At 60.4% G+C, this 25,327-nt stretch carries 22 protein-coding genes; 16 read left to right on the top strand and 6 right to left on the bottom strand.

The window, feature by feature from the left end:
- The first annotated feature begins 66 nt into the window (after positions 1-66).
- Positions 67-753 (top strand): phospholipase D-like domain-containing protein, encoded by a 687-nt coding sequence (locus tag VSP_RS18305; protein WP_081452594.1) that lies wholly within the window; start codon positions 67-69, stop codon positions 751-753.
- 250 nt (positions 754-1,003) lie between these two features.
- Here the strand turns inward: VSP_RS18305 and VSP_RS18310 are convergent, their stop codons facing one another.
- Complete coding sequence (locus VSP_RS18310; RefSeq protein ID WP_198141184.1) at positions 1,004-1,924, bottom strand: NAD(P)/FAD-dependent oxidoreductase; 921 nt, start codon at positions 1,922-1,924, stop codon at positions 1,004-1,006.
- A 216-nt stretch (positions 1,925-2,140) separates the two neighbouring features.
- On the opposite strand from VSP_RS18310, the gene VSP_RS18315 reads away from it, so the two are divergent.
- Complete coding sequence (locus VSP_RS18315; RefSeq protein ID WP_009962516.1) at positions 2,141-3,058, top strand: LysR family transcriptional regulator; 918 nt, start codon at positions 2,141-2,143, stop codon at positions 3,056-3,058.
- 141 nt (positions 3,059-3,199) lie between these two features.
- Here VSP_RS18315 and VSP_RS18320 read toward each other — a convergent pair whose 3' ends face one another.
- Positions 3,200-4,033 (bottom strand): arylamine N-acetyltransferase family protein, encoded by an 834-nt coding sequence (locus VSP_RS18320; protein ID WP_009962517.1) that lies wholly within the window; start codon positions 4,031-4,033, stop codon positions 3,200-3,202.
- A gap of 229 nt (positions 4,034-4,262) precedes the next feature.
- On the opposite strand from VSP_RS18320, the gene VSP_RS18325 reads away from it, so the two are divergent.
- Positions 4,263-4,583, top strand: a complete 321-nt coding sequence (locus VSP_RS18325) for a DMT family transporter (protein WP_009962518.1) — start codon at positions 4,263-4,265, stop codon at positions 4,581-4,583.
- 889 nt (positions 4,584-5,472) lie between these two features.
- Here the strand turns inward: VSP_RS18325 and VSP_RS18330 are convergent.
- From VSP_RS18330 to VSP_RS18345, 4 genes are all read right to left on the bottom strand, one after another.
- Positions 5,473-6,921 carry a hypothetical protein gene (locus VSP_RS18330; RefSeq protein ID WP_009962520.1) on the bottom strand — a complete coding sequence of 483 codons (1,449 nt, stop codon included), beginning with the start codon at positions 6,919-6,921 and terminating at the stop codon, positions 5,473-5,475.
- A 35-nt stretch (positions 6,922-6,956) separates the two neighbouring features.
- Entirely contained in the window at positions 6,957-8,222 is a 1,266-nt protein-coding gene (locus VSP_RS18335) for a vWA domain-containing protein (protein ID WP_232289493.1), read from the bottom strand.
- Positions 8,223-8,339: 117 nt separating this feature from the next.
- Complete coding sequence (locus VSP_RS18340) at positions 8,340-9,578, bottom strand: hypothetical protein (RefSeq protein ID WP_009962522.1); 1,239 nt, start codon at positions 9,576-9,578, stop codon at positions 8,340-8,342.
- Positions 9,579-10,354: 776 nt separating this feature from the next.
- Positions 10,355-10,633, bottom strand: coding sequence for a hypothetical protein (locus VSP_RS18345; protein ID WP_009962524.1), 279 nt, complete (start codon positions 10,631-10,633; stop codon positions 10,355-10,357).
- 158 nt (positions 10,634-10,791) lie between these two features.
- On the opposite strand from VSP_RS18345, the gene VSP_RS18350 reads away from it, so the two are divergent.
- From VSP_RS18350 to VSP_RS18410, 13 genes are all read left to right on the top strand, one after another.
- Positions 10,792-12,486 carry a GspE/PulE family protein gene (locus VSP_RS18350; RefSeq protein WP_009962525.1) on the top strand — a complete coding sequence of 565 codons (1,695 nt, stop codon included), beginning with the start codon at positions 10,792-10,794 and terminating at the stop codon, positions 12,484-12,486.
- Between the two features lie 63 nt (positions 12,487-12,549).
- Positions 12,550-12,978 (top strand): four helix bundle protein, encoded by a 429-nt coding sequence (locus tag VSP_RS18355; protein WP_009962526.1) that lies wholly within the window; start codon positions 12,550-12,552, stop codon positions 12,976-12,978.
- A 45-nt stretch (positions 12,979-13,023) separates the two neighbouring features.
- Positions 13,024-14,259, top strand: coding sequence for a type II secretion system F family protein (locus tag VSP_RS18360; RefSeq protein WP_009962527.1), 1,236 nt, complete (start codon positions 13,024-13,026; stop codon positions 14,257-14,259).
- A 64-nt stretch (positions 14,260-14,323) separates the two neighbouring features.
- Positions 14,324-14,788: a type II secretion system major pseudopilin GspG gene (gene gspG / locus VSP_RS18365; protein WP_029190559.1), complete on the top strand. Its 465-nt coding sequence runs from the start codon at positions 14,324-14,326 to the stop codon at positions 14,786-14,788.
- A gap of 31 nt (positions 14,789-14,819) precedes the next feature.
- Positions 14,820-15,530, top strand: a complete 711-nt coding sequence (locus VSP_RS36115; RefSeq protein WP_009962530.1) for a hypothetical protein — start codon at positions 14,820-14,822, stop codon at positions 15,528-15,530.
- A gap of 8 nt (positions 15,531-15,538) precedes the next feature.
- Positions 15,539-15,976, top strand: coding sequence for a hypothetical protein (locus tag VSP_RS18375; RefSeq protein WP_009962531.1), 438 nt, complete (start codon positions 15,539-15,541; stop codon positions 15,974-15,976).
- Entirely contained in the window at positions 15,939-17,018 is a 1,080-nt protein-coding gene (locus tag VSP_RS43625) for a PulJ/GspJ family protein (RefSeq protein ID WP_269724120.1), read from the top strand. Before VSP_RS18375 ends, VSP_RS43625 begins: the two co-directional genes overlap by 38 nt.
- Positions 17,019-17,029: 11 nt before the next feature.
- Entirely contained in the window at positions 17,030-17,977 is a 948-nt protein-coding gene (locus tag VSP_RS18385) for a type II secretion system minor pseudopilin (RefSeq protein WP_081452595.1), read from the top strand.
- A 10-nt stretch (positions 17,978-17,987) separates the two neighbouring features.
- Positions 17,988-19,205, top strand: coding sequence for a PilN domain-containing protein (locus VSP_RS18390; protein ID WP_009962533.1), 1,218 nt, complete (start codon positions 17,988-17,990; stop codon positions 19,203-19,205).
- A 51-nt stretch (positions 19,206-19,256) separates the two neighbouring features.
- Positions 19,257-19,943 carry a hypothetical protein gene (locus VSP_RS18395; RefSeq protein ID WP_009962534.1) on the top strand — a complete coding sequence of 229 codons (687 nt, stop codon included), beginning with the start codon at positions 19,257-19,259 and terminating at the stop codon, positions 19,941-19,943.
- Between the two features lie 14 nt (positions 19,944-19,957).
- Entirely contained in the window at positions 19,958-20,614 is a 657-nt protein-coding gene (locus VSP_RS18400; RefSeq protein ID WP_009962536.1) for a hypothetical protein, read from the top strand.
- 97 nt (positions 20,615-20,711) lie between these two features.
- Positions 20,712-23,378: a secretin N-terminal domain-containing protein gene (locus VSP_RS18405; protein WP_009962538.1), complete on the top strand. Its 2,667-nt coding sequence runs from the start codon at positions 20,712-20,714 to the stop codon at positions 23,376-23,378.
- A gap of 171 nt (positions 23,379-23,549) precedes the next feature.
- The gene (locus VSP_RS18410) at positions 23,550-24,089 is read left to right on the top strand and encodes a hypothetical protein (protein WP_156346526.1); all 540 of its coding nucleotides are present in this window, start codon (positions 23,550-23,552) and stop codon (positions 24,087-24,089) included.
- Positions 24,090-25,327: the final 1,238 nt, after the last annotated feature.

Genomic DNA, 25,327 nt, shown 5'->3' on the forward strand with positions numbered 1-25,327 from the left:
GGGGGGAGCCGCTGGAGAATGCCGCGCCAAGCCGCACAGGGAAGGGAGACAATACTCTGACCCGGCATGTGCGGCGGGAGGTACAAAAGCCGATGTCTGGGCCCGCACCAGCACCCCGCATCTGATGCCCCAACTCATTCCCCTCGCGGACAAGACGCAGAAGGAACTCTTCATCGTCTCCGCCTATTCATCCCAGGCAAGGACGGCATGAGGCACCTCAAGAAGCTGCGTCAACGGGGTATTCGAGTGGTGGTGTTTACCAACTCCCTATCCTCCACGGAGGTGCCCTGGGTCCATTGCGGGTACGCCAGGTACCGCAAACCGCTTTTGCGCATGGGAGTGGAGCTGCACGAGGCCAAGCCCAACGCCTCACTGATCTCCCGCTCGCCCACTGGAGCTCGTCGCGCCGGACTCAGGGGATCCTCCGGTGCCAGCCTGCACGCCAAAACCTTTGTGGCCGACCGCCATCGCGCCTTCATTGGGTCCCTCAACTTCCATCCCCGTTCGCTCAGCCTCAACACCGAGCTCGGCATGGTGTTTGAAAATCAGGAACTCGGCACCCGCATGGCCCAGGCCATCAATGACCACCTAAAAACGGACTCGTACAAGCTGCAACTGGAAGGCAACCGGCTCGTGTGGGTGACGCTGGAGAACGGCAAAGACATGCGTTATCTGGACGAACCTGCCACCACGTGGAGCAAGCGTCTGTTTATCCGCACCGTGGCGCTGTTGCCGATTGAAAGTCAGTTGTAGGCCGCTTCGCGCCAGACACAAGACTGGAAGACATGAGGTGACGCTGTACCGGAGATCGCCAGCAAACGAGGCGCTCGTAGCTGCACTTGTGAGAATGCGGATGCCTCCAAGCAACCTTGCGCGGCCATCTTACCCCCACACGCTCAAGCCACACCAATGACTGCGTTTTTACAAACGCAGCCACGAATGCATTTGCGCCATAGGAAACTACACCTTCTACCGGTTGCCATCTCAAGACGAGCACCTGTTTCTACCGCATAAACTCCCCGTAAAGCATATCAGACACGATCCCGGCCCCGGCCGTCACACCGTGACCGCTGGCATGAAGCACAGAATGCTGCCGGGTCATATTGTCCCCTGCCGCGTACACGCCTTTCACCGTGGTTTCGTTCATCTCGTTCACCTTGAACAAACCCAACTCGGTCTTCTCGCAACCCAGCATTTCGCCCAAGCTGGACTTGGTCTCAAACGGCAGCATGGGGGCCGCAAAAAGCGCATCGCGCTTGATGATGCGACCATCCTCCAGCGCCACAGCCTTCAGAACCGTTTCCTCATGCAACAAGGCTTGGATACGCGTTTCCACCAGCTCAACCTTGCGGTGAACCATGGCTTCCCGGAGCTCCGCCGGCAGATCCGCCGGGCCGTTGGTGAAGAGCACCAGATCCTGGGTCAGACCAAAGTGCATGGGCAGCGCATGCGCCGCCATAGCCCCATTGGCCACCGTTCCCAGTGCCAGTCCCCTGGCTTCATAGCCGTGGCAGAACGGGCAGTGAAACACCGACTTTCCCCACAGCTCCTTGAAGCCTGGGGCGTCTGGAAGCCGATCCTGCAGGCCATCGGCGAGGATCACTCTCCGAAACGTTTTGCGGTCACCTGTGGAAAGCTCCGCGATGAAGCCTCCCTCATCTGTCCGCTCGATTGACAGCACCCTGGCATCGACAGTTTGGATCGTGGAATACTTCTCCAGATTCCTGCGGGCCTCCTTTCTCCACTCCGCCGGATGGATGCCGTCACGGGTGGGAAAGTTGTTCAGGTGCGCTGAGGGGGCGTTTCTGGGACGTTGATCATCACAAATCAAGGCAGACCGCAGCATGCGGCCCAGGGTCATGCCAGCGCTCAGCCCCGCAGGACCGCCGCCGACGATCAAGACATCGTGGTCGTATTTCATCATAATATGGGATTGAGCCCCCTTCGCCCCCACGATTGCAAGCGGGCTTCTGAAAAGCACCCCAATGACGAGCACTGTGGCCCTGAGGACTTGGCGTCGATTCAGGGCTGGCATGGGTGGAAAGGAAGGCGGACTGATGCCCCAGCTTACTTGCTGGTTCGGACGAGGAGAATTGCCAATGGGCTTGACATTTTGATACCCAAACTGCATCAATACGATATGGACCTCTCCAAGCTCAGAGCCTTTGTGGTGGTGGCCGAAGAGCTCAACTTCCGGCGTAGCGCCGAGATCCTCGGCATGACGCAACCTCCCCTCACCCGGCTTATTGCCGGCCTGGAGGACGACCTGGGTGCCAAGCTTTTCGAGCGGACCACGCGTCAGGTGAAACTCACCGGCACTGGTGTCTTCCTGCTCAAGGAAGGACGCGAAATCATCGCGCGAGCGGAAAAGCTGGAGCACGAGGTTCGCGCCATCAGCCGCATCAAGGGTGGCGAGCTCTCCGTGGCCTTCTCCACCACCGTCTTCCTGGCCAGCCTGCCGAAGATCATGGGAGCGTTTCAAGAGCGGTTCCCAAAGGTAGTGATCCAACTCCACCAGGAGACACGACAACGCCTCTTTGCCGGGCTGCGACAAGGGCGATTCGACGTCGGGTTTGTGGAAGGCAGTGTGGACGAGGAGGACCTGGCGTCCGACACGGTGCACGACGAGGCACTCGGCGTGCTCCTGCCCAAGCAGCACTCGTTCGCGCGCAGGAAACAGGTCGAGCTTTCTGAGCTAGGAGGCGAGACGATCATCCTCCATCCCCGCAGGGACAATGATCGCTTTCACGATACCGTTCATCTGCTTTTCCGCCAAAGCGGCATCAAGCCCAAGGTGTATGTGAAAAACGACTGGGAGAGTTGCCCCGTGCTGGTGGCCATCGGCAAGGGAGTGTCACTGACGATTCTTGGCACTCAGCAGTGTGCGTTTCCCGAAACCAAGTTTGTACCGATCAGGCAGTTGTCAATGCCAGTGTCTGTCGTTTGGAATCCGGAAAACACGAACCCCGCTCTCAAAGGCATGCTGAGCTTTGTGGCGGAGAATGCGGCCTTGCGCAGGAAGAATGCGGTGTGTTTGGAAGAGGGCTTGAAGTTTTAGCAACGCCTGGGTTCGGGAGACGCACGACGGCGTTCTCACCCTCCGCTCCCAATCGCAGGGTTGGAGTTCCGCTTTTAAGCGGTCAGGACGCATAACCCATGGTGTCGCCAACCGCAAAGTTAGCCTCCAACCCCACCATTCCTACGCCAACCCCGCCAACGCCGGCACATTGAACCGCACCTCCGGATCGAGCCTCAAGCCGAACGACTCCTCCAACACAGCAAGGAGTTCTGATTTTGTCTGCACTTCCCGCTTCATCGCCTTCCCCTCTGCATCACGCACGGAGAACTCGGTGTTCAGCATCGTCATCCGTCGCCCCTCGGATGCCGCCCTCGCTACCATCAACCGATCCCGGAAATGCGACTGGGGGTGCATGCTGGTGTACCAATTGGCCACTTCGCGATCAATCGGTGGCATGACTTCCAGGGTGAACTCGGAGACATCCGTCCAGTCATCCCCCAATAGCGCCTGATGATAATACACGCCATTTTCGTGGATGATCCGCCGCGTCTCGTGTGGCGTTCTTTGCGGAACGTTGAGTTCCAACCGAAGGGCGGTGGTGGCGCTCAAGCCACCCACCCCGACATCGGCCAGCCATGATTCCCCTTCGATCTCAACGCGCACAAACAAATGCGTGCGGGGCGGAGTCATCTCGCGGGTCCGGCCAATGCGCACCCGCGCACTGATGGGCTGGGCGTCAAACCCCATGGCGAGCAGCACCTGCAACAACAACCCGTTCTGCTCAAAACAATAGCCTCCCCGCCGTGACTGAACGAGCTTTTGCTGCACGGAAGCCAGATCGAGCGAGACGCCACGGCCTGAGATCACATCCAAATTCTCAAACGGGATGGCTTGGGCATGGCCCAGGACAATCTGACTCAGGGTCGGTAAGCTGGCCTCACGCGGGCCGATGTAGCCGATGCGGGCAAAGTAGGCGTCGAGATCCAGCGAATGAGGGTCTTGCGTTTCGGACATAGGTGGGGAGACAGAGCGATGCCAGTTTGAGGATGTGTCTGGATACGTCCCGAAGCGCCGCGGCGGCAGAACGCAGAAAATAAAATGCAGCCGCTATGCATCTATTCCCGCCCCCTCCCCGTAGCCTCAATATCCGGCGACACCGGTTTCTCATGAGGACGACCTCGTGTAGCAACTCTTACCTCCAGGACGGCCTGGAAAAAGCACTTGCACACACTTCGTACCTCTTATGGCATGGATCATCCTTCTGTTGGCAGGCATCTTTGAGGTTGCCTGGACCATTGGCCTGAAATACAGCCAGGGCTTCACCAAGCTTGGCCCCTCCCTTTGGACGGGAGCAGCCTTGATCATCAGTTTTGCCTTGTTGGGCAATGCGGTACGCACCCTACCCCTGGGCACCGCCTACGCCATCTGGACAGGCATTGGTGCCGTGGGGGCCATCATCGCTGGCATCGTGCTATTCCACGAACCGCTGACCCTGACGCGTTGTCTGTTCGGGATGCTCATCGTGGTGGGCATGGTCGGGCTGAAGTTCACCTCAGGGCATTGAGTTCGGCGACTCGGTAATCCGGTGGGTCAGCAAGTCAGCAAACCTGGAGGCACCTCGAGGACGTGGCGGGCGTCTGCCGCAGGGCGACCCGAGGGGCCTACCGCTCCGCGGTAGAAGCTCTCGCTCTACATACCATGGGTTGCACTCGCTACGCTCGCTTCACCCATGGCTACGCATGGCGAACCCTCCGGGTTCATGAGCCAACTCATCTGAAGACAGCCGGACCTCGCGCCACGTCCCACACCGGGGTTGGAGTTCCGCGTTTATGCCAATGCCATCAGGGAAATAAGTCGCTTCATCGTGGCACCTCCCAGGGGGTGCAAGTTGAGGGCTGAAAGCCCGGAATAATTCCAGCCTTGGGCAACGCCCAAGGTCATTGGGGAATAGAGATGCTCAGGGCTGTAGGCCCGGTTCATTCAGGGATGTTTGTCGTGGGCAGGTTTGATGAGGTCGGGCCTTCAGCCCTCAATGAGTCTTTGATCTGCAAACCTTGGGCGATGCCCAAGGCTGCAATGAGGCCGGACCTTCGGTCCTTTTGAACCTGTGATCTCACCAACTGGAACCTCAATGCGCCAGCCTGACGCCGATCCAATTCTGAAACCCATTGAAAGTCAAAACAGCGGTGCCATCACTTTTCCCTGATGGCATTGGCATTTATGCGGTCAGGACGCGCTACTCCAGACGCAGCAGGCGTTGGCAACGACAATCCGTACGATCACGTACCTTCCTCCGCCCCCAACCTGGCTGGGGACCGCACCGGGGTTGGAGATCCGCGTTTGCGCCGTCAGTGCGCCCAGTGACATGGCAAGCAGTGATGACAACCCTCCACAAAATGACGTCATCACCGCTCCACTGAATCACTTTCCTACCGAATTACTGATTTACCGAATCACCGCCCTCCCGCGCGCATGCGGTCCAGCGGCGACTCGTCCATCATGGACTTCTTCACTTCGAACACGGGGATGTTCTCCAGTTCCAGCTCAAATTCGGGCTTGGTGTTGATGAACTGCTTCATGCGCTCAATGTCGCCCACATCTGGCTTGGTCGTGGTAAAGACGGGCAAAATGGGGCTGCCATCCGGGCGTTCACGATACTTGCCCTTCTTGCTCTGCACGAGCAGCAAGCCGCCCACGCGGCCACCGGGGCGTTCGCCCACCACAATGTCAATCTTGGCGGGTCCGGTGAAGCGCACCCATTTCCCGGCATAGCAGCGCTGGGTCCCGGTCAAAACAGGCGGGCCACCGAAGGCTTGCTTGATCTCGGGATCAGGAGTCTGCACACCGTGATTGCCGATGTTCAACCACGAACCGTCGAACACACACTTGTTGTTGATGTAAACCACCAGGGCGTCGTCAAAGTTCCCGACGAAGCGCCACTCGCCATTCGTTGGTGGATTGATCACCCCGGTGTAGTGCACATACCAGCCGCGGGGCTGCACTTCTTTTTCCACGTTGAAGGCCTTGGGCCCTTCCTCGGCCGCCATGTAAGGCACCGTCAGGAAGGTGAAGCTCATCTGCTGGCTGGCGTGGTAGTACTCCTTCATCGCTGCAGGAGCGAACTTCTTCTCGGCCGCCTTGGCGACGATGGCCGCGTAGTTGTTCGGGTTGTAGTCAATGGGCTTGCGGTCGCCGTCCTGCTTCAGGTCGTAAAGCGTGCCCGCCAGGCCGTCCCCACCCCGCTTGCCGAAGAAGGTGACAGGCGCGAACCCGCTGACACCGCCAATGCCCTGCCCGGTGCCGAAGCCGCCGCCGGCCCCGCTTTTGCCAAAGCCACCACTGCCTGCCATGCCACCCATGAGGCTGCTGGTGTCTGGCAAGGAGAGACTGTCCGCCGGGGCGTCTGGCAGCGAGATGGCCGCATTGGCATTCTGGGAAACAATCCGCCGCACGGGCATCGACTTGTTCAACGTGGAGCGCTTCTTCTGCTGCACCTGCTGGCTCAGGGCATTCGAGGCTTCCTGGCCCGCCTTGCTGCCGCCCCCCGGCAGAAAGTCCACCTTATTCTCCTGCACGATGGTCTGCACCATGAAGTAAGCCCCCACGAGAATGCCCACGTGGATCAGCAGACTGAGCGCCAATGATCCACCACCCACCTTGCGCCAGTACCGAACGACCACATTGGGCTGCTTGGCCGCGGCGATATGACTGGCACCATGGTAGTGAACTGGGCCCGCCGGAGCGGTCACCACCACCGGCTGAGGAACTTGCGGCACAAGAGCGGCAGACCGGACCGTGGCTGAGGGGGCAACTGACTCCGCGACGATGCCGGAGGCGGTTCCAGAAAGGCTTTGAATCTTGACGGGCCGGGAGGCTGGCGAGGGTGAGTTCTGTAAATCCATGGTGCGATGAAATAGTCAAAGCCGAAGGAGGATCGCTACTCCTTCAGCTCCTTGTCATACTTGGCCTTGTTGGCGAAGTACATGTCCCCGGGGATGGTGGCACCATCGTTCTTCACGATGGTGAACCGTCCGCCGGTTTTGTCAGCGATCTCTTTCATGAGCGGTGCCCCCGCACTAGTGTGCATGAGGAAGGTGTTGAGCGTGGCCTTGGCCTTCCTCTTGTTGTAGTCCAGAATGAGCTCCACATTGGAGCCGCCCAGTCCGTCCGTCATGAAGTAAACGACCTTCGGCGGCGGGCTCATGTTTAGTGCCGTTTTAAAGGCCCAGCGCCAGTCCGTGCCGCCCCAGGTTTCCTTCTTGTCGAGCTCCTCCATCGTACGCCCCACATTCACAGCGTTGGAGGTCAACCAGTCATCCTTGGGCAGCTCGTTGTCGGATCCATCGAAGGCGTAGTCTGTATGCGACTTGGTGGGAGAAAAGAAGCGATACTTCTGTTTGCCCCGATGCACCATGATGCGCTCGAACGTGCTCGGCTGCTCCACCTTCCAGTTGCGGTCCGCAAACCGGGCACCGCCCGCGAAGAGGATCACCTGGTACTGCGAACGCATGGGCAGCATCTTGAGCGTTTTGCCCATTTCATTCACCACGAGCTCCACCTGATTCTTCTTCATGGAGACGGAGAAATCCAGCACGAAGACCACGCGATCCAGCGGCGTGGTCATGCCGAAGAAGGTGACCCCCTTCATACCGCCGGTACCGATGCCCGTGCCAAAGCCACCACCTGCCCCCTGGCTGCCAAATCCGGCGCTGCCCGTCATGCCGCCCCCCATCAGGCTGCTCATCTCCGGCATCTCCAGATTGTCCGAAGGCATGTCTGGTAGAGCTATGGCAGCGTTCGCACTGGTACTTACCACCTTGCGCATGGGCAGCATCTTGCTGATGTTGGTGCGCTTCTTCTGCTGCACCTGTTGGGCGAGGGACTGGGAGGCCTCCTGACCCGCCTTGCTGCCGCCGCCGGGCAGGAAGTCCACCTTGTTCTCGAGGACAATCGTCTCTACCAGGAAATAGGCGCCCACCAGGATTCCCACGTGGATGAGCAGACTGAGCGCCAGCGATCCCCCGCCCACTTTTCGCCAGTACTTCACCACGGCGTTAGGTTCTTTGGAGGCGAGGGGTGGAGCGCCCCCTTGCGGTGCCAGGGGAGCAACATGCACCGCCATCGGAGGGGCCGCAGGGGCAGGATTTCCGCTCACGGGCGGCACGGCGGCGTCAAGCGCGGCGGCAGTCGGTTCAGTGCTCATATTGTAAGGACAAGGTTCCTTACAAGAGTTGTCGCCATGCAGAAGGAACAGCACTTCCAGCGCTGTTCCTTCTGACACATTTCTCTGGGCGACCACAACCATTGCCAAAATGCTTTATCAACGCATGGGGAGCAGGCCCAACCCCCGAGGATTCTCATCGCTCAGGGCAGAGCGGCGGACGCCAAACACCGGAGGATTTGCCGCCATCTGCACGCGTTTCGCGAAGGGGTCATTCTTCAGCCGCGTGAGGTCGGCCATTTCGAGGTTGGCGGTGGTGAATATTGGCAAGATCGGTGTGCCATCGGCACGGACCTCGTATTTCTCATCCTTGTTCTGCACCATGAGCAGCCCCCCCACCAGTCCTCCTGGCGTTTCGCCGACCACGATGTCGAGTTTGAAGGGCTCGTTCATCTTCACCCACTTGCCAAAGTAGGCTGTGCGGCTTCCGGAAATAGACGGCCCTTTGAACTCCTGGCGGATGTCCGGATCACGGTCTTTCCCCTCACCTGCCATCGGCACCCAGGATCCGTCCAGCACCGGTTTGTTGTTGACGTACACGATGAGCAGGTCATCAAAGAACCCGACAAAACGCCATTGGCCCGCCTTGGGGGGTGTGACCATCCCACTGTAGTGGACGAACCACCCACGAGGTTCCACCTCCTTTTCAGCATTGAAGCACTTCGGCCCTTCCGCTGCGGGAAGGTTGGCCGGTACGAGGAGATAAGTGAAGCTCACCTGCTGATTGGCTTTGTAATAGTCCTTCAGCGAGGTGGGCGAGAAACGCTTGTCAGCCGCCTTGTTGATGTTGGCCGCATACTCGGGAAAGGAGCCCGTGTAGGGCAGCGGCTTCCGTTCGCGATCCTGCTTCATGTCATAGAAGGCACCCGGCAGACCGTCGCTCTGCCCGGTACGGCCAAAGAACGTCATGCCCGTGAAACCCTTTACGCTGCCCATGCCGATGCCATTGCCCGAGCCACCGCCCGAACCCATGCCACCAAATCCGCCGCCGCTCATTCCGCCGCCCATGGGGCTGCTCGATTGTGGCATGTCCAGGCTGTCCATCGGGGCATCCGGCAGGGAAATCGCCGCCATGTTCGACTGGGTGACCACCCGCTTCACCAGCATGGACTTGTTCAGCGCGGACTGCTTTTTTTTCTGTACCTGCGTATTGAGGGAGGCTGAAGCATCCTGGCCTGCCTTGCTGCCACCGCCGGGGAGGAAATCCACCTTCTTCTCCTGCACAATGGTCTGCACCATGAAGTAGGCGATCACCAGGATCCCGACATGGATAAGCAGGCTGAGTGCCAGCGATCCCCCACCCACCTTCCGCCAGTAGGACACCAGGAGATTGGGCATTTTATGTTGGGATGGGTAGCCCGGCGGAGGCAAAACCGGTCCGGGCACATGCTGCACCTGCACCTTCTGGATCGGCACGGGTACGGACGAGGCTGCGGAAGTTTGGGCTGCGCCTGGCACCGCTGGCGGGCTCGTTTCAGACTCGCAGGCTCCCATCGTGCCAGTCAATGACTGCACCCTGATTTGAGGGGCAGGACCGGTTCCTGTGGAAGGTATTTGGGAAGAGGAAGATGCGTCCATACAAGCGTAACTTTCAGAAGGGAAATCTCTTTAAAAATAGTCGGAAAATTCCGAGGGATCTGGTCCTAAGGCAAAGCGCGTGCCAGAGGCGCAACCAATCCATTATTCCACTGATACAGAGACACATATGAAGACTCTCAGCTCACCGAGGTCACCAGACTTGATCAAGAATTACCCATGTTTTTCACCCAAAAGAACAACATCCATCCACCTTCACAATATGCGCAGACGTGATGGTCAAATTGCGCATATGACGGGGTACTAAGTGGGCGCGATTGAACGCGAAAGCGGGCTGCTGCTCGCCAAGCCTGTCTTCTGACATAACCGTCCCTTGATCCCCTTCCAGCTCCGCCCACTCGACAGACCGCGGGGCCGGAGACCCCGCCTCCTTTACTCCGCGCCAAGTCACGAGTAGCTTGTTTCCTGGCACACGAGGCGGGGGTTCCCAGCCCCGCTCAGGCGCGAGCACCCTGAGATTGACCACAGTGGGCGCGTCCAAGCATGCGCCAGCACTCATGTCTGACGTCTTGTGTCTTCTAGTCTGGCGTCTCCCGCGCAGCGGGTCGGGATTCCCAGCCCCGCTCACGCCGCAACTGCTGCTTGAGCCGTTGCAACTCGGCAGCCGCGTTGGCATTTCGGATCTTCTTCCTCCCAAGCTCTCTCTCCAGAAGGGCCAGCTCATTCTTTGCGGCGGCGCGGGCATTGCAGAGGACCTCGGCCGAATCGCGACGCTCCTCCCATATTCCCCATAGTCCACCGACAAATGCCCCCCCGACAAAAACCAGAACGACTCCGAGTGCAGGCTTGAGTTTCATCGCAGGCTCCTATGTAATTCGGAGGCTAACGGTCCGGAGTCGCAGCATCAAGTTCAAATTCCCCCGCAACCTGTTCGGCGCCGGGGAGTTGAAGCTTGTTTGGCTGGCTCTGTTTTTCGCAATTCCTGACTGCTTGCTGCGTTTAGCGTTCTGTCCCGATGTCTTTTTCCCTTACCGATCTCCTGGCCCAGACAGCTTCCGAAGCTGGATGCACCCAGTCTCAACTCTGCCGCCAGACCCTGGAGGAGGCGGTTTCCCGTCGTGGCTCCCTGGTGGAGGCGCTGCTGGATGCTAATCTGGTCGATGAAGACCTCTTTATCGAGCATCTCGGCCGGTCGCTGAGCCTGCCGTTCACTTCGGACGAAAGTCTGGAGCCTGCGGACAATCTCCACAACCGCTTCCCAGCCAAGCTGGCCCTGCGCCACCGGGTGTACCCGGCCCACCTGAGCGGAGCGGACCTGACCCTGCTGACCTACGACCCCTTCAACCTGGATGCCCGACAGGCCGTGGGCCAGGAGGTGCGCAAACGGATCACCTGGGGCTTGGCCACCCGTAGGCGCATTTTGGAAGCCCTGCACCAGGGCTACGGCGTGGGGGCGGAGAATTTCGAAGAACTGCTGGAAGGTCGCGATGGCGACTCCAGCGAGAATGACATGAAGCAGGAGGTGAACGTCCTCGATGAAGCGGACGAGGAAGCCACGGTCATGAACTTCGTGAACCAGATCTTCCGCGAGGCGCTAAAGGAACGAGCGACTGATATTCACGTGGAGCCCCTGGAGCGCGACCTGCGAATCCGCTACCGCATCGACGGCAAGCTACAGGAGGTCCCGGTCCCGCCCAACATGCGGCTGCTGCAGGCCTCCCTCATCTCGCGCCTCAAGATCATGGCGCACCTGGACATCGCCGAGCGCCGGCTGCCCCAGGATGGTCGTATCAACCTCGAACTCGATGGCGACCCGATCGACGTCCGCGTAGCCACCATCCCCTCCGTCAATGGCGAGAGCGTGAGCCTTCGTCTGCTCACCCGCCAGAAGTTCGACTTTGAGAAACTCGGCCTCACGCCCCACATCGAGACCAGCATCCGCCGCCTCCTGGGCTCGCCCAACGGCATCATCCTCGTGACGGGCCCCACCGGGAGCGGGAAGAGCACCACGCTCTACACCTTCCTCCGGCAGCTCAACACCAAAGAACGCCGCATCGTCACCATCGAGGATCCGGTGGAAAACAAGCTGGATGGCGTGATCCAGATCGCCGTGAAGCCGGAGATCAACCTCACCTTTGCCGCGGGTCTGCGCAGCATCCTGCGCGGCGACCCCAACGTCGTGATGGTGGGGGAAATGCGCGACTTGGAGACCACCGAGATCGCCATCCGCGCAGCACTCACAGGTCACCTCGTCTTCTCCACCCTGCACACCAACGATGCCGTGGGCGGCATCAGCCGTCTGCTGGACATGGGCATCGAGCCCTTCCTTATTTCCTCGTCCGTCCGCGCCTTCCAGGCCCAGCGGCTCGTGCGCACGCTCTGCCCCTTCTGCAAGCAGCCCACCCAGCTTGAGAAGAGCTACCTCGAAGCCATCGGATTCCCCCTCTCTGAAGCAGACAAACTCCGCCGTCCTGAAGGCTGCCGCCAGTGCCGTGGCACCGGTTTCCAGGGCCGTCTCGCCATCATGGAGATTTGCGAAGTCACCTCCCAGATGGGCGAGAAGATCAACCTCCGCGCCCCGATCGCCGAACTCAAGGCCCAGGCCTTCAAGGACGGCATGATCCCCATGCGCCAGTACGGCTTCATGAAAGCCATCCAGGGCGTCACGACCGTGGAGGAGGTGATGACGGTGACGGCAAGTTCGGATTGAACACTACAGGAGATGAAGAACGGGGTAAGTGGTGAGAGGTAAACGGTAAGCAGTGGAATACTCATGGACTTGGAAGCAACAGGGACATCAAAGCGCGCAGGTGGATTTGCAGAATCGTTCGGCGATCTGGAAGTCTACAAACTCGCGTTTGCATTGCAGCTCGACATCTACAAAGCCAGCCGCGCCTGGCCTCGCGAGGAGACGTATGCTCTGACGGATCAGATCCGTCGCAGCAGTCGCTCTGTGGGAGCCTGCATTGCGGAGGCTTGGGGAAAGCGCCGTTACGAAGCCCACTTCTACAGCAAGCTGTCCGATGCTGACTCGGAGTTGAACGAGACCTTGCACTGGTTGCGTACCGCATTCACCTGCCAGTATATCGCATTGGAAGAATGCGAGCCCTTTGCCGACCGCATCAAATCGATTGGAAAGATGCTCAACCGAATGATGGCGAATGCCTCTTCTTTCTGCCTGCCGAATCCCTATCGTGCCTAGCGCCATCACCACTTACCCACCTACCACTCACCACTTACCGGACTGATGCCCGCTTTCGCCTACACTGCTCTCGACACCTCTGGCAAACAGGTCACGGGATCGCTTGCCGTCTCGACCCGGGCGGAGGTCTATCGCCAGCTGGAATCGCAGCGGCTGACGCCGATCAAGGTGGCAGAGGAAACGACTGCGGCGGCAAAGGCTGCCAAGGAGGAGGCGAAGGACAACTCCCCCGCCCCGGTGCTGAAGCGGGCCCAGTTGATCCTCTTCACCGAGGAACTGGCCGACCTCATGGATGGCGGGCTGCAACTGGAACAGGCGTTGCGCGTGATGCATGAGCGCCAGGAGTCTCCCGTACTGCGCAAGGTAAGCGGCCGCATCCGCGAGCAGTTGCGGGAAGGCGCCACGTTTTCCAAGGCACTGCTGCAGGCCTCGCCCAGCTTTGATGAGATGTATTGCAACCTCGCCACCGCCGGTGAGGTGTCAGGTTCCCTGCCCCAGATCCTGCGACGCCTCTCCGCCAGCATCACCCAGATGCACGACCTGCAGAGTCGCGTGGTCGCCGCCCTGGTGTACCCCGCCTTCATGTTCGGCGCGCTCATCATGCTGCTGATCGTGTTCAGCACCGTGCTGCTGCCCGGCTTTGTGGACATGCTCTCAAAGAGCCGCACGAAGCTCCCCTTCGTGATGGAGATGCTGGGGACCTTCTCAGACCTGGTCAAACACTGGTGGTGGCTGGCCCTGGCGGTCATTGTCTCCTCCGTGCTGCTTTTCCGCTCTTACATCGCAAAGGAGTCCGGCAAAATGTGGTGGGACCGTGCGAAACTTAAGATCCCCCTCTTCGGCCCTGTGCTCACGGCCCGTTTCAACGCCCAGTTCGCCGCCTCTCTGGGGAATCTCGTTAACAACGGCATTCCCCTGCTCAACGCGCTCAAGCTCACCGCGAAGTCCACGTCCAATGTCTTCCTGCGCGGTCTGCTCAATCAGGCAGCTGGCATCATTGGCGAAGGGGTCTCTCTCTCCTCCGCACTGAGGAAGGTCGGGCACCTGCCAGTGTTGCTGGTGGACATGGTCGCCATGGGCGAGCAAACCGGGCGACTGGGAAAATCGCTGGAAAAGATTGCCGCCCGTTATGACAAGGAACTGGATGGCAGGGTCAAACGGGTGACAGCTCTCATCACACCCATCGTTCTCGTCATCCTGTTTGTGGTGGTGGGCGTCGTCGCCATCTCCATCGTCACCGCCATCTTCGAAACCATGACCAGTGTCCGCGCGCATTCCTGATCCCCTTTCCTTTCTCCTCAACACAACCGCAACCCACGCCCCCTCCAAACCTACACCCACCCGCATGAATACGACCTCCATCTCCCCTTTCCGCCGCCGCCGATCTGCGAGAGGCTTCACCCTCATTGAACTCGTGCTCGTGCTCACCTTGCTGGCGCTCATCATGGGCGCGGCCATCACCGTGCTCAATCGCGGTGGCCTCGTGGAAGGAGCCCAGGCGGATCGCGTGAAGGGCGACATCCAGACCATCAGCACCGCGCTGGACGCCTACTCCTACGGCGCAGGCCGCTACCCCACCACGGAGCAGGGCATTATGGCCCTCACGGAGAAGCCCACCACCGCGCCGTTGCCTGAACGCTGGAACCGCTACATGAACGAGATCCCCAGTGATCCGTGGAAGCAGCCCTACAAGTACCGCTACCCCGCCCAGAAGTCCAAGGACCCCTATGACGTGTATTCTGTGGGCAAAGACGGCCAGGAGAACACGGCCGACGACATCGGCAACTGGAAAGCCGCGGAAGCCAAGTAAGTCAACGGCTCCCTTTCCAGAAAAAACCCGCATGTCCCCCCGGATCATCAGGCACGACCAGACCACTGGAGGCCCTCTATTAAAGAGCGGCATCCGGTGGGGTGATCGCGCCGGTGCCTCCCCGGCCTTCACGCTGCTGGAACTGGTGCTGGTGCTCACCCTGCTGGCCTTGCTCATGGCCGCCGCCATCCCCAGCGTTTACGGGCTGCGTGAAGCCGCCCAGGCCCGCGAACCGCTCAACTCCCTGGCCAAGCTGGCCAAAGAGACCCGCTTGCGGGCCATGAAGGACCGTCGGCCGTATCAGATTGCCTTCACCAGCACCGGGTTCAAAGCCACCCGCTACATCAGCCCCTATCTACAGGCTGCGCAGATTGAGGAGTTCATCCAGCGCTCTGCCATCGAGACTCAACAAAAGGAGGAAGCCGGCCTGCTGCCCAACGACCAGTCGCCCGTGGCCTCCACCACGCTCAACCCCGGCGACGCCGCCCCAGCCCCGGCCCTCGTCTTTAAAGATTGGGTGGAGTCCGTCCCAATGCCAGAGGGCATGACGGTAAGCGTGCGGGAGTGGCATGAGTCCGAACCCGTGCCCATCGCGGCCGACGCGGTCAAGCTATGGGTCTTTCAACCCAGCGGCATGGTCACCCCTATTACCGTGACCTTGCAATTGCAGAACAACGTCTTCACGGCCGACTTCAGCGCCCTGACCGCCGACATTGTGAAGGAGACTTCCACCACACTCTGATCTCCGCCATGAAGACGCACGCCGCCCCCTCCTCCGCCGTCGGTTCACGCCGTCGGCCCGGCGGTTATGTGCTGCTGGAGCTCATTCTTTCCCTCATCATCTTCTCCATCGCGGTCATGAGCCTGGCCCGCACGTTGCAGATGGCCATCCAGACGTCCTCGGTGCTGAACCGCGAGAACGACATCCGCATGGGTCTGCGCTCTTTCCTGGAGGAGGTCCGGCGCAAGCCCCTGTCCGAGCTGACCCAGGTTTACACCGATCCACGCCTGGGCGTGACTTACAACAGCGCGGCCGAGCCCCTCACTTTGAAAGACCGCAATGGCACCGTGCTCAGCGACCTCTACACCCTGCGGGTCGCAGTGACTTATGACGTCGGGGCCGAGCAGCGGGAGGAGGCGCTGGACATCTATGTTTACAAGAAACAGACCCAATCCAGCAGCAACTAGCCGCGCATCTGCAGGTGGGTTCACCCTGCTGGAGATGATCATGGCGCTCACTCTTCTCGCCCTGCTGAGCGGCATGGTCTTTGGCATCGTGCGTGTCTCGGTCCGCACTGCCGTGGACACCCGGCAGATCCAGCAGGAAAACGACGAGGTGAACCGGTACGTCGCCCTGTGCCGACACATGTTTCAGAACCTGCCAGTCACCGCCATCCTCTCCCTGAAAGTCACAGAGACAGCGACACCTCCTATTCAGGAACTAACCATCAGCGGTGCCCCGGAGGCCTTCAGCTACGGGTACTCGCCCATGAGCTACAAAGACACCATTCTGGGCATCCGGCCGGACTACGCCGCCACGGAATCCGCAGAAACCAATCCGCAGGGAACCCGTCTCTATTATCTCGGCCTGAGCCGGGAGGACATCATCCCCACCCAGGTGGGCCAGTCAGCAGGCGTCACCCGGGCCGCTGGCGATGGGCTGGCCGCGCCAGATGACCAGGGCCGCTACTGGATGCCTCTGCTCAGCGGCGTGGTGAGCCTGAACTGGCGCTTCTACAAGCAGGATGAAGACGTCTGGGAAGAAGAATGGGAAGACACCGATCTGCCGCCACTGGTGGAGATGAACCTTCTGCTGAAGGATCGCACCCTGCCCCTGCGCGCCGTTTTTGCCCTGCCTACCACGAAGCTGACTGAGGCCAACGCGGCCCTGCGGCCCAGCACGAGCAGCTCCAGCTCCACCCAAACCGGTGGCGGCAACAACAACAACGCTGGCGGTGGTGGGAACAACAATCAAGGTGGCGGTGATCGCGGTGGGCGTGGCGGCGGCGACCGGGGTGGACGTGGAGGCGGTGGTGGACGCGACGGCGGCGGTCAGGGCCAAGGTCAAGGCGGCCAAGGTCAAGGCGGCCAAGGTCAGGGTCAGGGAGGCCAGCGTGGCGGCGGCGGCGGTCCCCGTGGCGGTGGCGGTGGCGGTGGTGCCTCCGGAAATTCTGGAGGCGGCGCGCAACCAAGCGGCGGCGGCGGTGGTTCAACCGGAGGCGGCAGGTAGAAGTTCCTCAAATGGTGACACTTGCACATGACAGAACAGCGGCGGGAAAACGCGGGCACAGCCCTCGCGGTTCCGCCCTCATGCTCGTGCTGGCCGCCATCATCATGATGTCCATCACCGTCATGGGCACGGTGGAGTTCATGCACTACAGCCAGGCGGAAAACGGCCGGGAATCCCAGGCCTTCCGCGCGCTGAATCTGGCAGAGTGCGGCATCGCGGTCGGGCTGCACCCGCAGATCAAGCCCGGCGATCCGGTGCTGAAGCAGCAGACCGGCACCGACAGCGGTTTCGAGGTGGTTATTTCCTCAGAAGGCGCCCGCATCCCCATCAACTACATCACCGACGTCAAGTATCGGGAAATAATCTACAATCTCTTCATCCTCTGGAAGCTCACGCCGGAGGAAGCCAACGTGGCCGCCGACTCCCTGGCGGACTGGGTGGATACCAATGAGGACCTGCGCTCCCAGGGAGCGGAGAAGGACTACTACGAATCCCGCGGATTCGCCGACTTCCCCCGTCAGCAGGGCTTCACCTCTCTGGAGGAGATGCTGCTGGTGCGCGGCATGGATGCCGTGGAGCGGGCCAAGCCCGACTGGCGGAACTTCTTCAGCATCTATGGAGACGGCTTGATCGATCTCAATTACGCCCCGGCTGACGTCCTCATGGCGGTGGCCGATGCCGAGCAGGGTGATGCCGACACGCTCATCCGCGAACGCAGCGGACCCGATGGCGTGGCCGGCACGGAGGACGACGTCACCCTCACCACCTCCAAGGCCGAACAACTCCTGGGCATGGACTCTGCCACGTCCACCTCCCTGGCCTCTTACATCACCACCGATCACCTCACCCGCCGTGTGGAAAGCACCGGCCGGGTCGGTGAACAACGGTACAAAATCGTCGTGATTGCCAGACGGCAGGATGACGGTTCGTTGAACTATCTCGCACGCACCGAAGAGTAGCCCTTCTCACATGTCCTCAGGCGCCGCCAGCTTCCTCCTTCCCGATTCCGAGCTCACTTGGAGACTTTGGAAATCCACCTCTGCCACCACCTCTGAGCAGGTGGAGGCACCGGCAGAATGCCGCGAAACCTCCAAGCCCATCGTCGTCGGTCTCCCCGCCACCGCCTGCCGCACCGTCGGCCTCATCCTCCCGCAGGTGGAGATTGCCCTGCTCGGCTCGATGGTGGAGGCCCAGTTGGAGCGCCGTGGCATCTTGGTGGAGAAAGCTCCTGTGCCCAATTTTGCGTGGCATGTACTGGGCAATCAAGGGGGCCAGATGTTGGTGAGCGTGGATGTACTGCTCCAGCCGTTCCCAGCCGAACTGGCGGTGAAGCATGCGGCCAAGTACACCGCCGCCCTGCGCCTGCTGGCACTGCCGCCGGGAGAGCTCGTGGTCGTGGAAGAGCAGGGTCATCTGGTCCTCGCGGCCAGCCAGTCGGGCAAGCTCTGGCACTGTCACATCCTCGGCACCAGCGATATGGCACCCGTGGATCTCGCGCGGGAACTGGAGATTGCAAGACTCAGTCTGGAGGCTCAGGAGGGCTTCGGCGTCCTGCGTGGTGCCACCCTGGTAGGGGCTCATCTGGGCTCCCTGCGTACGGAACTGCGCAAGCACACCCCCATCGCCCTGGAGCATGTGCCCACGCTTCAGCCCAACCGCACGCAGAATCTTGAGACCTTCCCCAAGCTGCTGCCGGCAGCGGTATTTCAGGCTCAGGCCAGCAAGGAGAAACGACGTCGTCTCATGTCGGTGCTCATGCTGCTGGCGCTTATCTACGCCGTGATCTGCGCCATGGCCTGGTGGTACTTGCAGCAGTTGCAGCAAGACGCAGCCACGCTGGAAAACCAGGCAGCCGTGATCAAGCAGCCAGCTGCGGATGTGCGCTCGACCGCGCAACGCTGGAGATCGCTGGAGGCAGCCACAGACGTGCAGCGCTACCCCATGGTGCAGCTCAGCCACATCACGAACCTCATGCCCCCCAGCGGCATCGTGTTGAAGCGTTTCGAAGCCAAGCTGACCGAGGTCGAACTCCGTGGCGAAGCCCGCGATGCGCAGACCGCCTCCCAGTTTCTGGAGGACTTGAAGAAACACCCCACGTTGAGCCGGTACACCTGGTCCATGCCCACCCCTACCATGAAGGACAAGGTCGCCTCCTTCCGCATCCAGGGAAAGCTTGAAGGTGCCTAGCACCCGGCACGCAAGACGGCCAGCCAGTTCTATTTCCCACTTTATCCACCAGTGAAACGAAGCCTCAACACCCGTGAAAAACGCCTGCTCACGCTGTGCGTCGTCACCATCGTTATGGGCGTCAATGCCTATGCGTTCCAGGAGTTCAACTCCCGCCGCAAAGCTTTGACCTCGAACCTGGAAACGCTCAAGAAACAGACGGTGGGTGACAGCATGCTGCTCAACGACCGCCCCTTCTGGACCAAGCGACAGGCTTGGTTGAACAGGTCCATGCCCTACACGAACTCCGCGGGCAAATCGCAAGGTCAGCTGCTGGAGGATCTGCGCAATCAGGCCCTTGATCTCGGTTTGAAGGTGGAGAACGAAACCCTGCTGGAGGCACTCGCGCTCGACCATGCCAATGAAGTGGCCGTCAACCTCCGCCTCAAGGGCGACCAGGAGATCATGCTGCGCTGGCTGCTGACCCTGCAGTCTCCGGAGAAATTCACAGCGGTGAAGAACATCGAACTGGAGCTGGACACCCGCTCTCGTGAAAAGACTCCGCAAGCTCAGTGCAACATCACGGTGGCGCGGTGGTTCAATCCCAATCCACCCCCGAATGCCGCACCGCCGGAACCCCACCTCCAGCCCCAGCCAGCCGCTGAACCTGCTCCTGCGCCAGTTCCGGCCCCGGCTCCGGCGGACAATCCTTTGGAAATGACATCGCCCTTGGAGGTGCCCAATCCCCTCGCCAGCTAAGACAAAACCCTGCCATGAAAGCTTCCTTCTTCCTCCGACTCGCCACCGTCCTCGGCCTGGCACCTGCGTTGGTCATGGCTGCGGATCAGCCAGCCACAGATCCGGATCTTCCCAAATCGTTTGATCCCAGCGTCGCCGACGGACTGCTGGCGGCACCGCCTTTCACCCGCTCGCTCGACCTCTCCGATTCACTGGTACTCACTGGCATCGCCTATATTGAGGGCAAGCCTGTGGCCACCATCCTGAACAAACAGACCAAAGAGAACTTCGTGGTCAGTGAGACGCCCAATGCCCAAGGCTGGAAGCTGGCGGAAACCAGCGCCACAGTCCAGCTCAGCCGTACCCAGGCCAAGATCATGGTGGGAGCGGAGATGGTCACCGTCCGCTACAGCAACGAGCAACTTTCCCCCGAGTCCATGAAAAAAGGCGGCTTCCGCCCTGGTGGTTCGGACCATCGTGGTGGCGATGACGGTCCGCGCCGTGAGCGCCGCGGCCCCAGCGAGGAAGATCGCCAGCGCTTCATGTCCCTCTCTGAGAAAGCGCGCGAGAAGTTCATCCATGAGATGCGCGACTCCCGAGAGAAAATGCAGAACGCCACCCCGGAAGAACGGACCTCCTACGCCAAGAAGATCTTCGAACGCGTGGAACGGGAGGACAAAGGCGGACGTTGACCACCGCCCTGCCCTCTTCTGAACAAGCTCTCCCAGCTTCACGCTCTGGCTTTGCCATCGCATCGACCGACTCCCTTTTTACTCTTCTCACTTCCTCATGCGTCTCCCCATCCTCACGCACAGTCCCAGCCTGAAGCATTGCCTGCCTCTTCTGGCAGGATGTCTCCTGAGCACTGCGGCCCAAGCGCAGATTCGCGGTAACACCTCAAACCCCAGCACCTCCACCAGCCCTTCCCAGTTCCGGGCGCTGCAAAGCGTGCCCGCCGAAGATCGCCTGGAGACCACGGGTCTGGTGGCGCAAACTGAGGTGCCCGCTCCGCCACCAGGCGGCCCCACCAGTCCCGGAGGTCCGGGTGGCCCTGGCGGCGGGCCGGGAGGTCCCGGTGGCGGCTCGCCCTTTGGCGGTGGCAGTGGGTTTGGAGGACGGAGCAGTTTCCGCGGAGGCGGCTCCGGCCCCGGCGGCAGCTCGGATGTGGAGACATTCCGCATCGAAGGCGACAAGGTGTCCCTACAATTCCCCAACAACACCATTACGGACATCCTCGGAATCTACGAGCGCCTGACGGAAAAGACACTGATCAAGGACACGGCCATCTTTGAAGGTCAGACCATCAGTCTCGTCACTCCCAAGCCAGTGGACAAAGCTGAGGCCATCAAGTTGATCGAGGCCGCCCTCCTTACGAACGGCTACGCCATCGTGGCAGAGCCAGGAGGCACCAGTTCCCGCATTCTCTCGACCAAAGCCCAGGGAACCTCCGGCGCCCAGTTCTCCCAAGGGGTGCGCTTCTATCAGAGCGCCTCAGACCTCCCCAGCAACGAGACGATCGTGAGTTATTTCATGCCCCTCACGTTCCTGAACCCCACCGAGGCAGCGACGATGCTCGGTGGCCATGTGGGGCTCAATCCCTACGGTCGTATCACTCCGGTGCTGGCTCCCGCCGGTCTGCTCATCACGGAGAACGCCAACATCGTAAAGCAACTGGTGGCCATCCGCGAGGTCATCGACGCCCCCGCCACCTCCAGCGCCCTGGTGACAAAGTTTGTGACTCTGAAGTATGCGGATGCCGCCACTGTCGCGCAGATCGTGCAGGCCACGCTGGACGCCCAGGCCACGGATTCGCAGACCAAGGGCATCACCACCATCCGCGGCCAGGCCATCAATCTGGGAGGAAACAACCAACAGCCCCAACAGCAGGCGCAGCCGCAGATCCAGATTACCCAGGGCAATCGCAGCAACCCCAACGACCCGAACGCCCAGAAGGTGCGAGCCAGTTCCCAAGTGGTGGCGGACACCCGCTTGAACCAGGTCCTCATCGTCGCAGAGCCCGATGACTACATATACATCACCAGCCTCATCCTGGAATTCGACAAACCCGTTGAGGTGCCCACACCCTACGAGCGCAAACTGAAGAACATCTACTCCGTGGATGTGATTTCCGTACTGGCCGATCTGCTGCGCGAATCCACCAGCGGCTCCACCCAGCTTCCTGGGGGTGGCACGCTCACCCAGCAAAACCAGGCACTCACCACCAGCAGCAACCAGTTTCTCACCGGCCGGAGCAACACCACAGCCCGCGGCGGCACCTTCAGCGGGGCTTCCACCTCCGCCTCTACGACAGGCACATCCACAGGGGTGGGCAGTCGTCCCGACCAGTTGATCGAGTCGGAAGAGGACAATGCGCCCATCTCCATCATGATCAACAAGACGCGGATCATCGCCGACCCGCTGGCCAATGCGATCATCGTCATCGGGCCCAAGGAAAATCAGGACAAAGTGGATCTGCTACTGGACAAACTCGACCGCAAGTCCCCACAGGTGTACCTTGCAACGGTGATCGGCCAGCTCACGCTCAGTGATGGCATGCAGATGGGTGTTGATTACCTCCAGAAGTTTGTCAGCACCGGCAGCAACAGCGGACTCTCCAGCGCTTTCATTGCCGGTCGTGAGGAAATCATCACGAACAATAACGTCGCCGACATGCGCGACAACTTGATCACAACAGCACTGGCCAATGCCAAGGGCTTCAACATCTATGGTCAGCTCGGTCAGTCCCTCGACGTTTTCGTGTCCGCTCTGGAGACTACCAACAACTTCAAGGTGCTCTCCCGACCCAGCGTGTTTGCCTTGAACAACAAGCGCGCCGTGATCACCAGTGGTCAGAGCATTCCTGTGCCGGAGTCCAGCCTGGCCAACGCCAGCAGCAACAACAACGGGACCGGCAACGTCACCACCACCATCACCTACAAGGATGTGGTGTTGAAGCTGGAAGTCATTCCACTCATCAATCCCGATGGCGATGTGACCCTCCGCGTGGCCCAGGTGAATGACACCGTGGTCGGCAACCAGATCGTGGCCCAGAACAATGTTCCCATCATTGGCACAGAACAGATCGCCACCACCGTCACCGTTCCCACCGGCAACACCGTCGTGCTTGGCGGGCTCATTACCGAGACCGACAAGAAGGACACCGAGGGCATTCCTGTTCTCAGCCGCATTCCCGGGCTGGGACGTCTTTTCCGCGAAGACGTCACCAGCAAGGAGCGCAAGGAACTGGTCATCTTCATCCAACCCATGGTAGTGAATGATGACGGCTCACTGCAGCGCGCCAGCCTCCGCGAAGACCTTCGCACCAAGGTGGGCGAGGATGCCTACAAGGTCTTCCCTGATCGCGTTGTACCCAAGGCCACCCTCGTGGATCCCGAGCCTCCAAGAGACGACAAGCGCAAATGGTTTAATTTCAACCGCAAGCCAGCGGTCAAGTAACGCCGGAGCCTGCCCCCCATTTTCATTCCAAACCCCGCTGGTTGCCAAGCCAGCGGGGCTTCTTGTGTTTGAGGATTCTCAGGATCTTCACAGAGCCTTCACGTCGAATTCATCCTTCCCTGCTGGTGACATTTGGGCGGGAGCTTACGGTGCCACACGCCTCTGGGCGGCATGATGGACGAACCGGCTTCAACCTCCACTTCAACGACATCCGAGCATCGTGCCGGACCTGTGTCAGAGGGCAAGCAGCAACCCCGCCCCCGGTTACGATTCCCGGTGCTGTATTTCTTGCTCGCCATCATTCTTGGATTTCTTCTGTCACTCGCTGCATTGGGAGCATTCCGCTGGGAGGTGAGGGAAATGTGCGAATGGACGGGGTCGAGACGCGACTACATCGCCTATCCGCTCGGAGTCCATACAAGCGTAGTTTACGCCCCTTCCGCCCTGGAGTTACATCTCGCCAAGCACCATCCAGACAAGCTACAGCACCGATGGAGGAGCTACTCCCGGATTTCGCGGGGTTGGTTGGGGACCACGTATGCGTGCGGTCGCCCCAAGGGGTTCTTCGAGCTGCCCGGCTTCTGCATCGACAGGTTCATGGAAACTGCCAATGACACCGAGGTCCAGGCCCTTTATAACCTTGTGCGGTCCGGTAATGAAGCCGTGATCGAGATGCGGTTCCAGCAGTTGATGGAAGCAGCGATCCCCTGAGGCGGCCAGCCCGTCATAGCTCCGTTCGTGAGAACACGGAGGGTTCAAGCCATCTGCCTGATGCGCCTGGTCACTCATTCGCCCGAGCCATCCTACTTACCAAGCTCTTACGAACTCAGCCACGAGCTTCTTCTCGTCCCACCTCAGTCGTGGCTGCGTTCGTGAGAACGCGGAGGGTTCAAGCCATCTGCCTGATGCGCCTGGTCCCTCATTCGCCCGAGCCACCCTTACTGACCAAGTTCTGACGAACTCAGCCACAAGCTTCTTCTCGTCCCACCTCAGTCGTGGCTGCGTTCGTGAGAACGCGGAGGGTTCAAGCCATCTGCCTGATGCGCCTGGTCCTTCATTCGCCCGAGCCACCCTTACTGACCAAGTTCTGACGAACTCAGCCACAAGCTTCTTCTCGTCCCACCTCAGTCGTGGCTGCGTTCGTGAGAACGCGGAGGGTTCAAGCCATCTGCCTGATGCGCCTGGTCCTTCATCCGCCCGAGCCATCCTACTTACCAAGCTCTTACGAACTCAGCCACGAGCTTCTTCTCGTCCCACCTCAGTCGTGGCTGCGTTCGTGAGAACGCGGAGGGTTCAAGCCATCTGCCTGATGCGCCTGGTCCCTCATTCGCCCGAGCCACCCTTACTGACCAAGTTCTGACGAACTCAGCCACAAGCTTCTTCTCGTCCCACCTCAGTCGTGGCTGCGTTCGTGAGAACGCGGAGGGTTCAAGCCATCTGCCTGATGCGCCTGGTCCTTCATTCGCCCGAGCCACCCTTACTGACCAAGTTCTGACGAACTCAGCCACAAGCTTCTTCTCGTTCCACCTCAGTCGTGGCTGCGCTCGTGAGAACGCGGAGGGTTCAAGCCATCAGCCTGATGCACTTGGTCCCTCATTCGCCCAAGCCACCCTTACTGACCAAGTTCTGACGAACTCAGCCACAAGCTTCTTCTCGTCCCACCTCAGTCGTGGCTGCGCTCGTGAGAACGCGGAGGGTTCAAGCCATCTGCCTGATGCGCCTGGTCCTTCATCCGCCCATGCCACCCTTACTGACCAAGTTCTGACGAACTCAGCCACGAGCTTCTTCTCGTCCCACCTCAGTCGTGGCTGCGCTCGTGAGAACGCGGAGGGTTCAAGCCATCTGCCTGATGCGCCTGGTCCCTCATTCGCCCGAGCCACCCTTACTGACCAAGTTCTGACGAACTCAGCCACAAGCTTCTTCTCGTCCCACCTCAGTCGTGGCTGCGT

Origin of the sequence: Verrucomicrobium spinosum DSM 4136 = JCM 18804 (genome assembly GCF_000172155.1) — a bacterium.
Lineage (GTDB): Bacteria > Verrucomicrobiota > Verrucomicrobiia > Verrucomicrobiales > Verrucomicrobiaceae > Verrucomicrobium > Verrucomicrobium spinosum.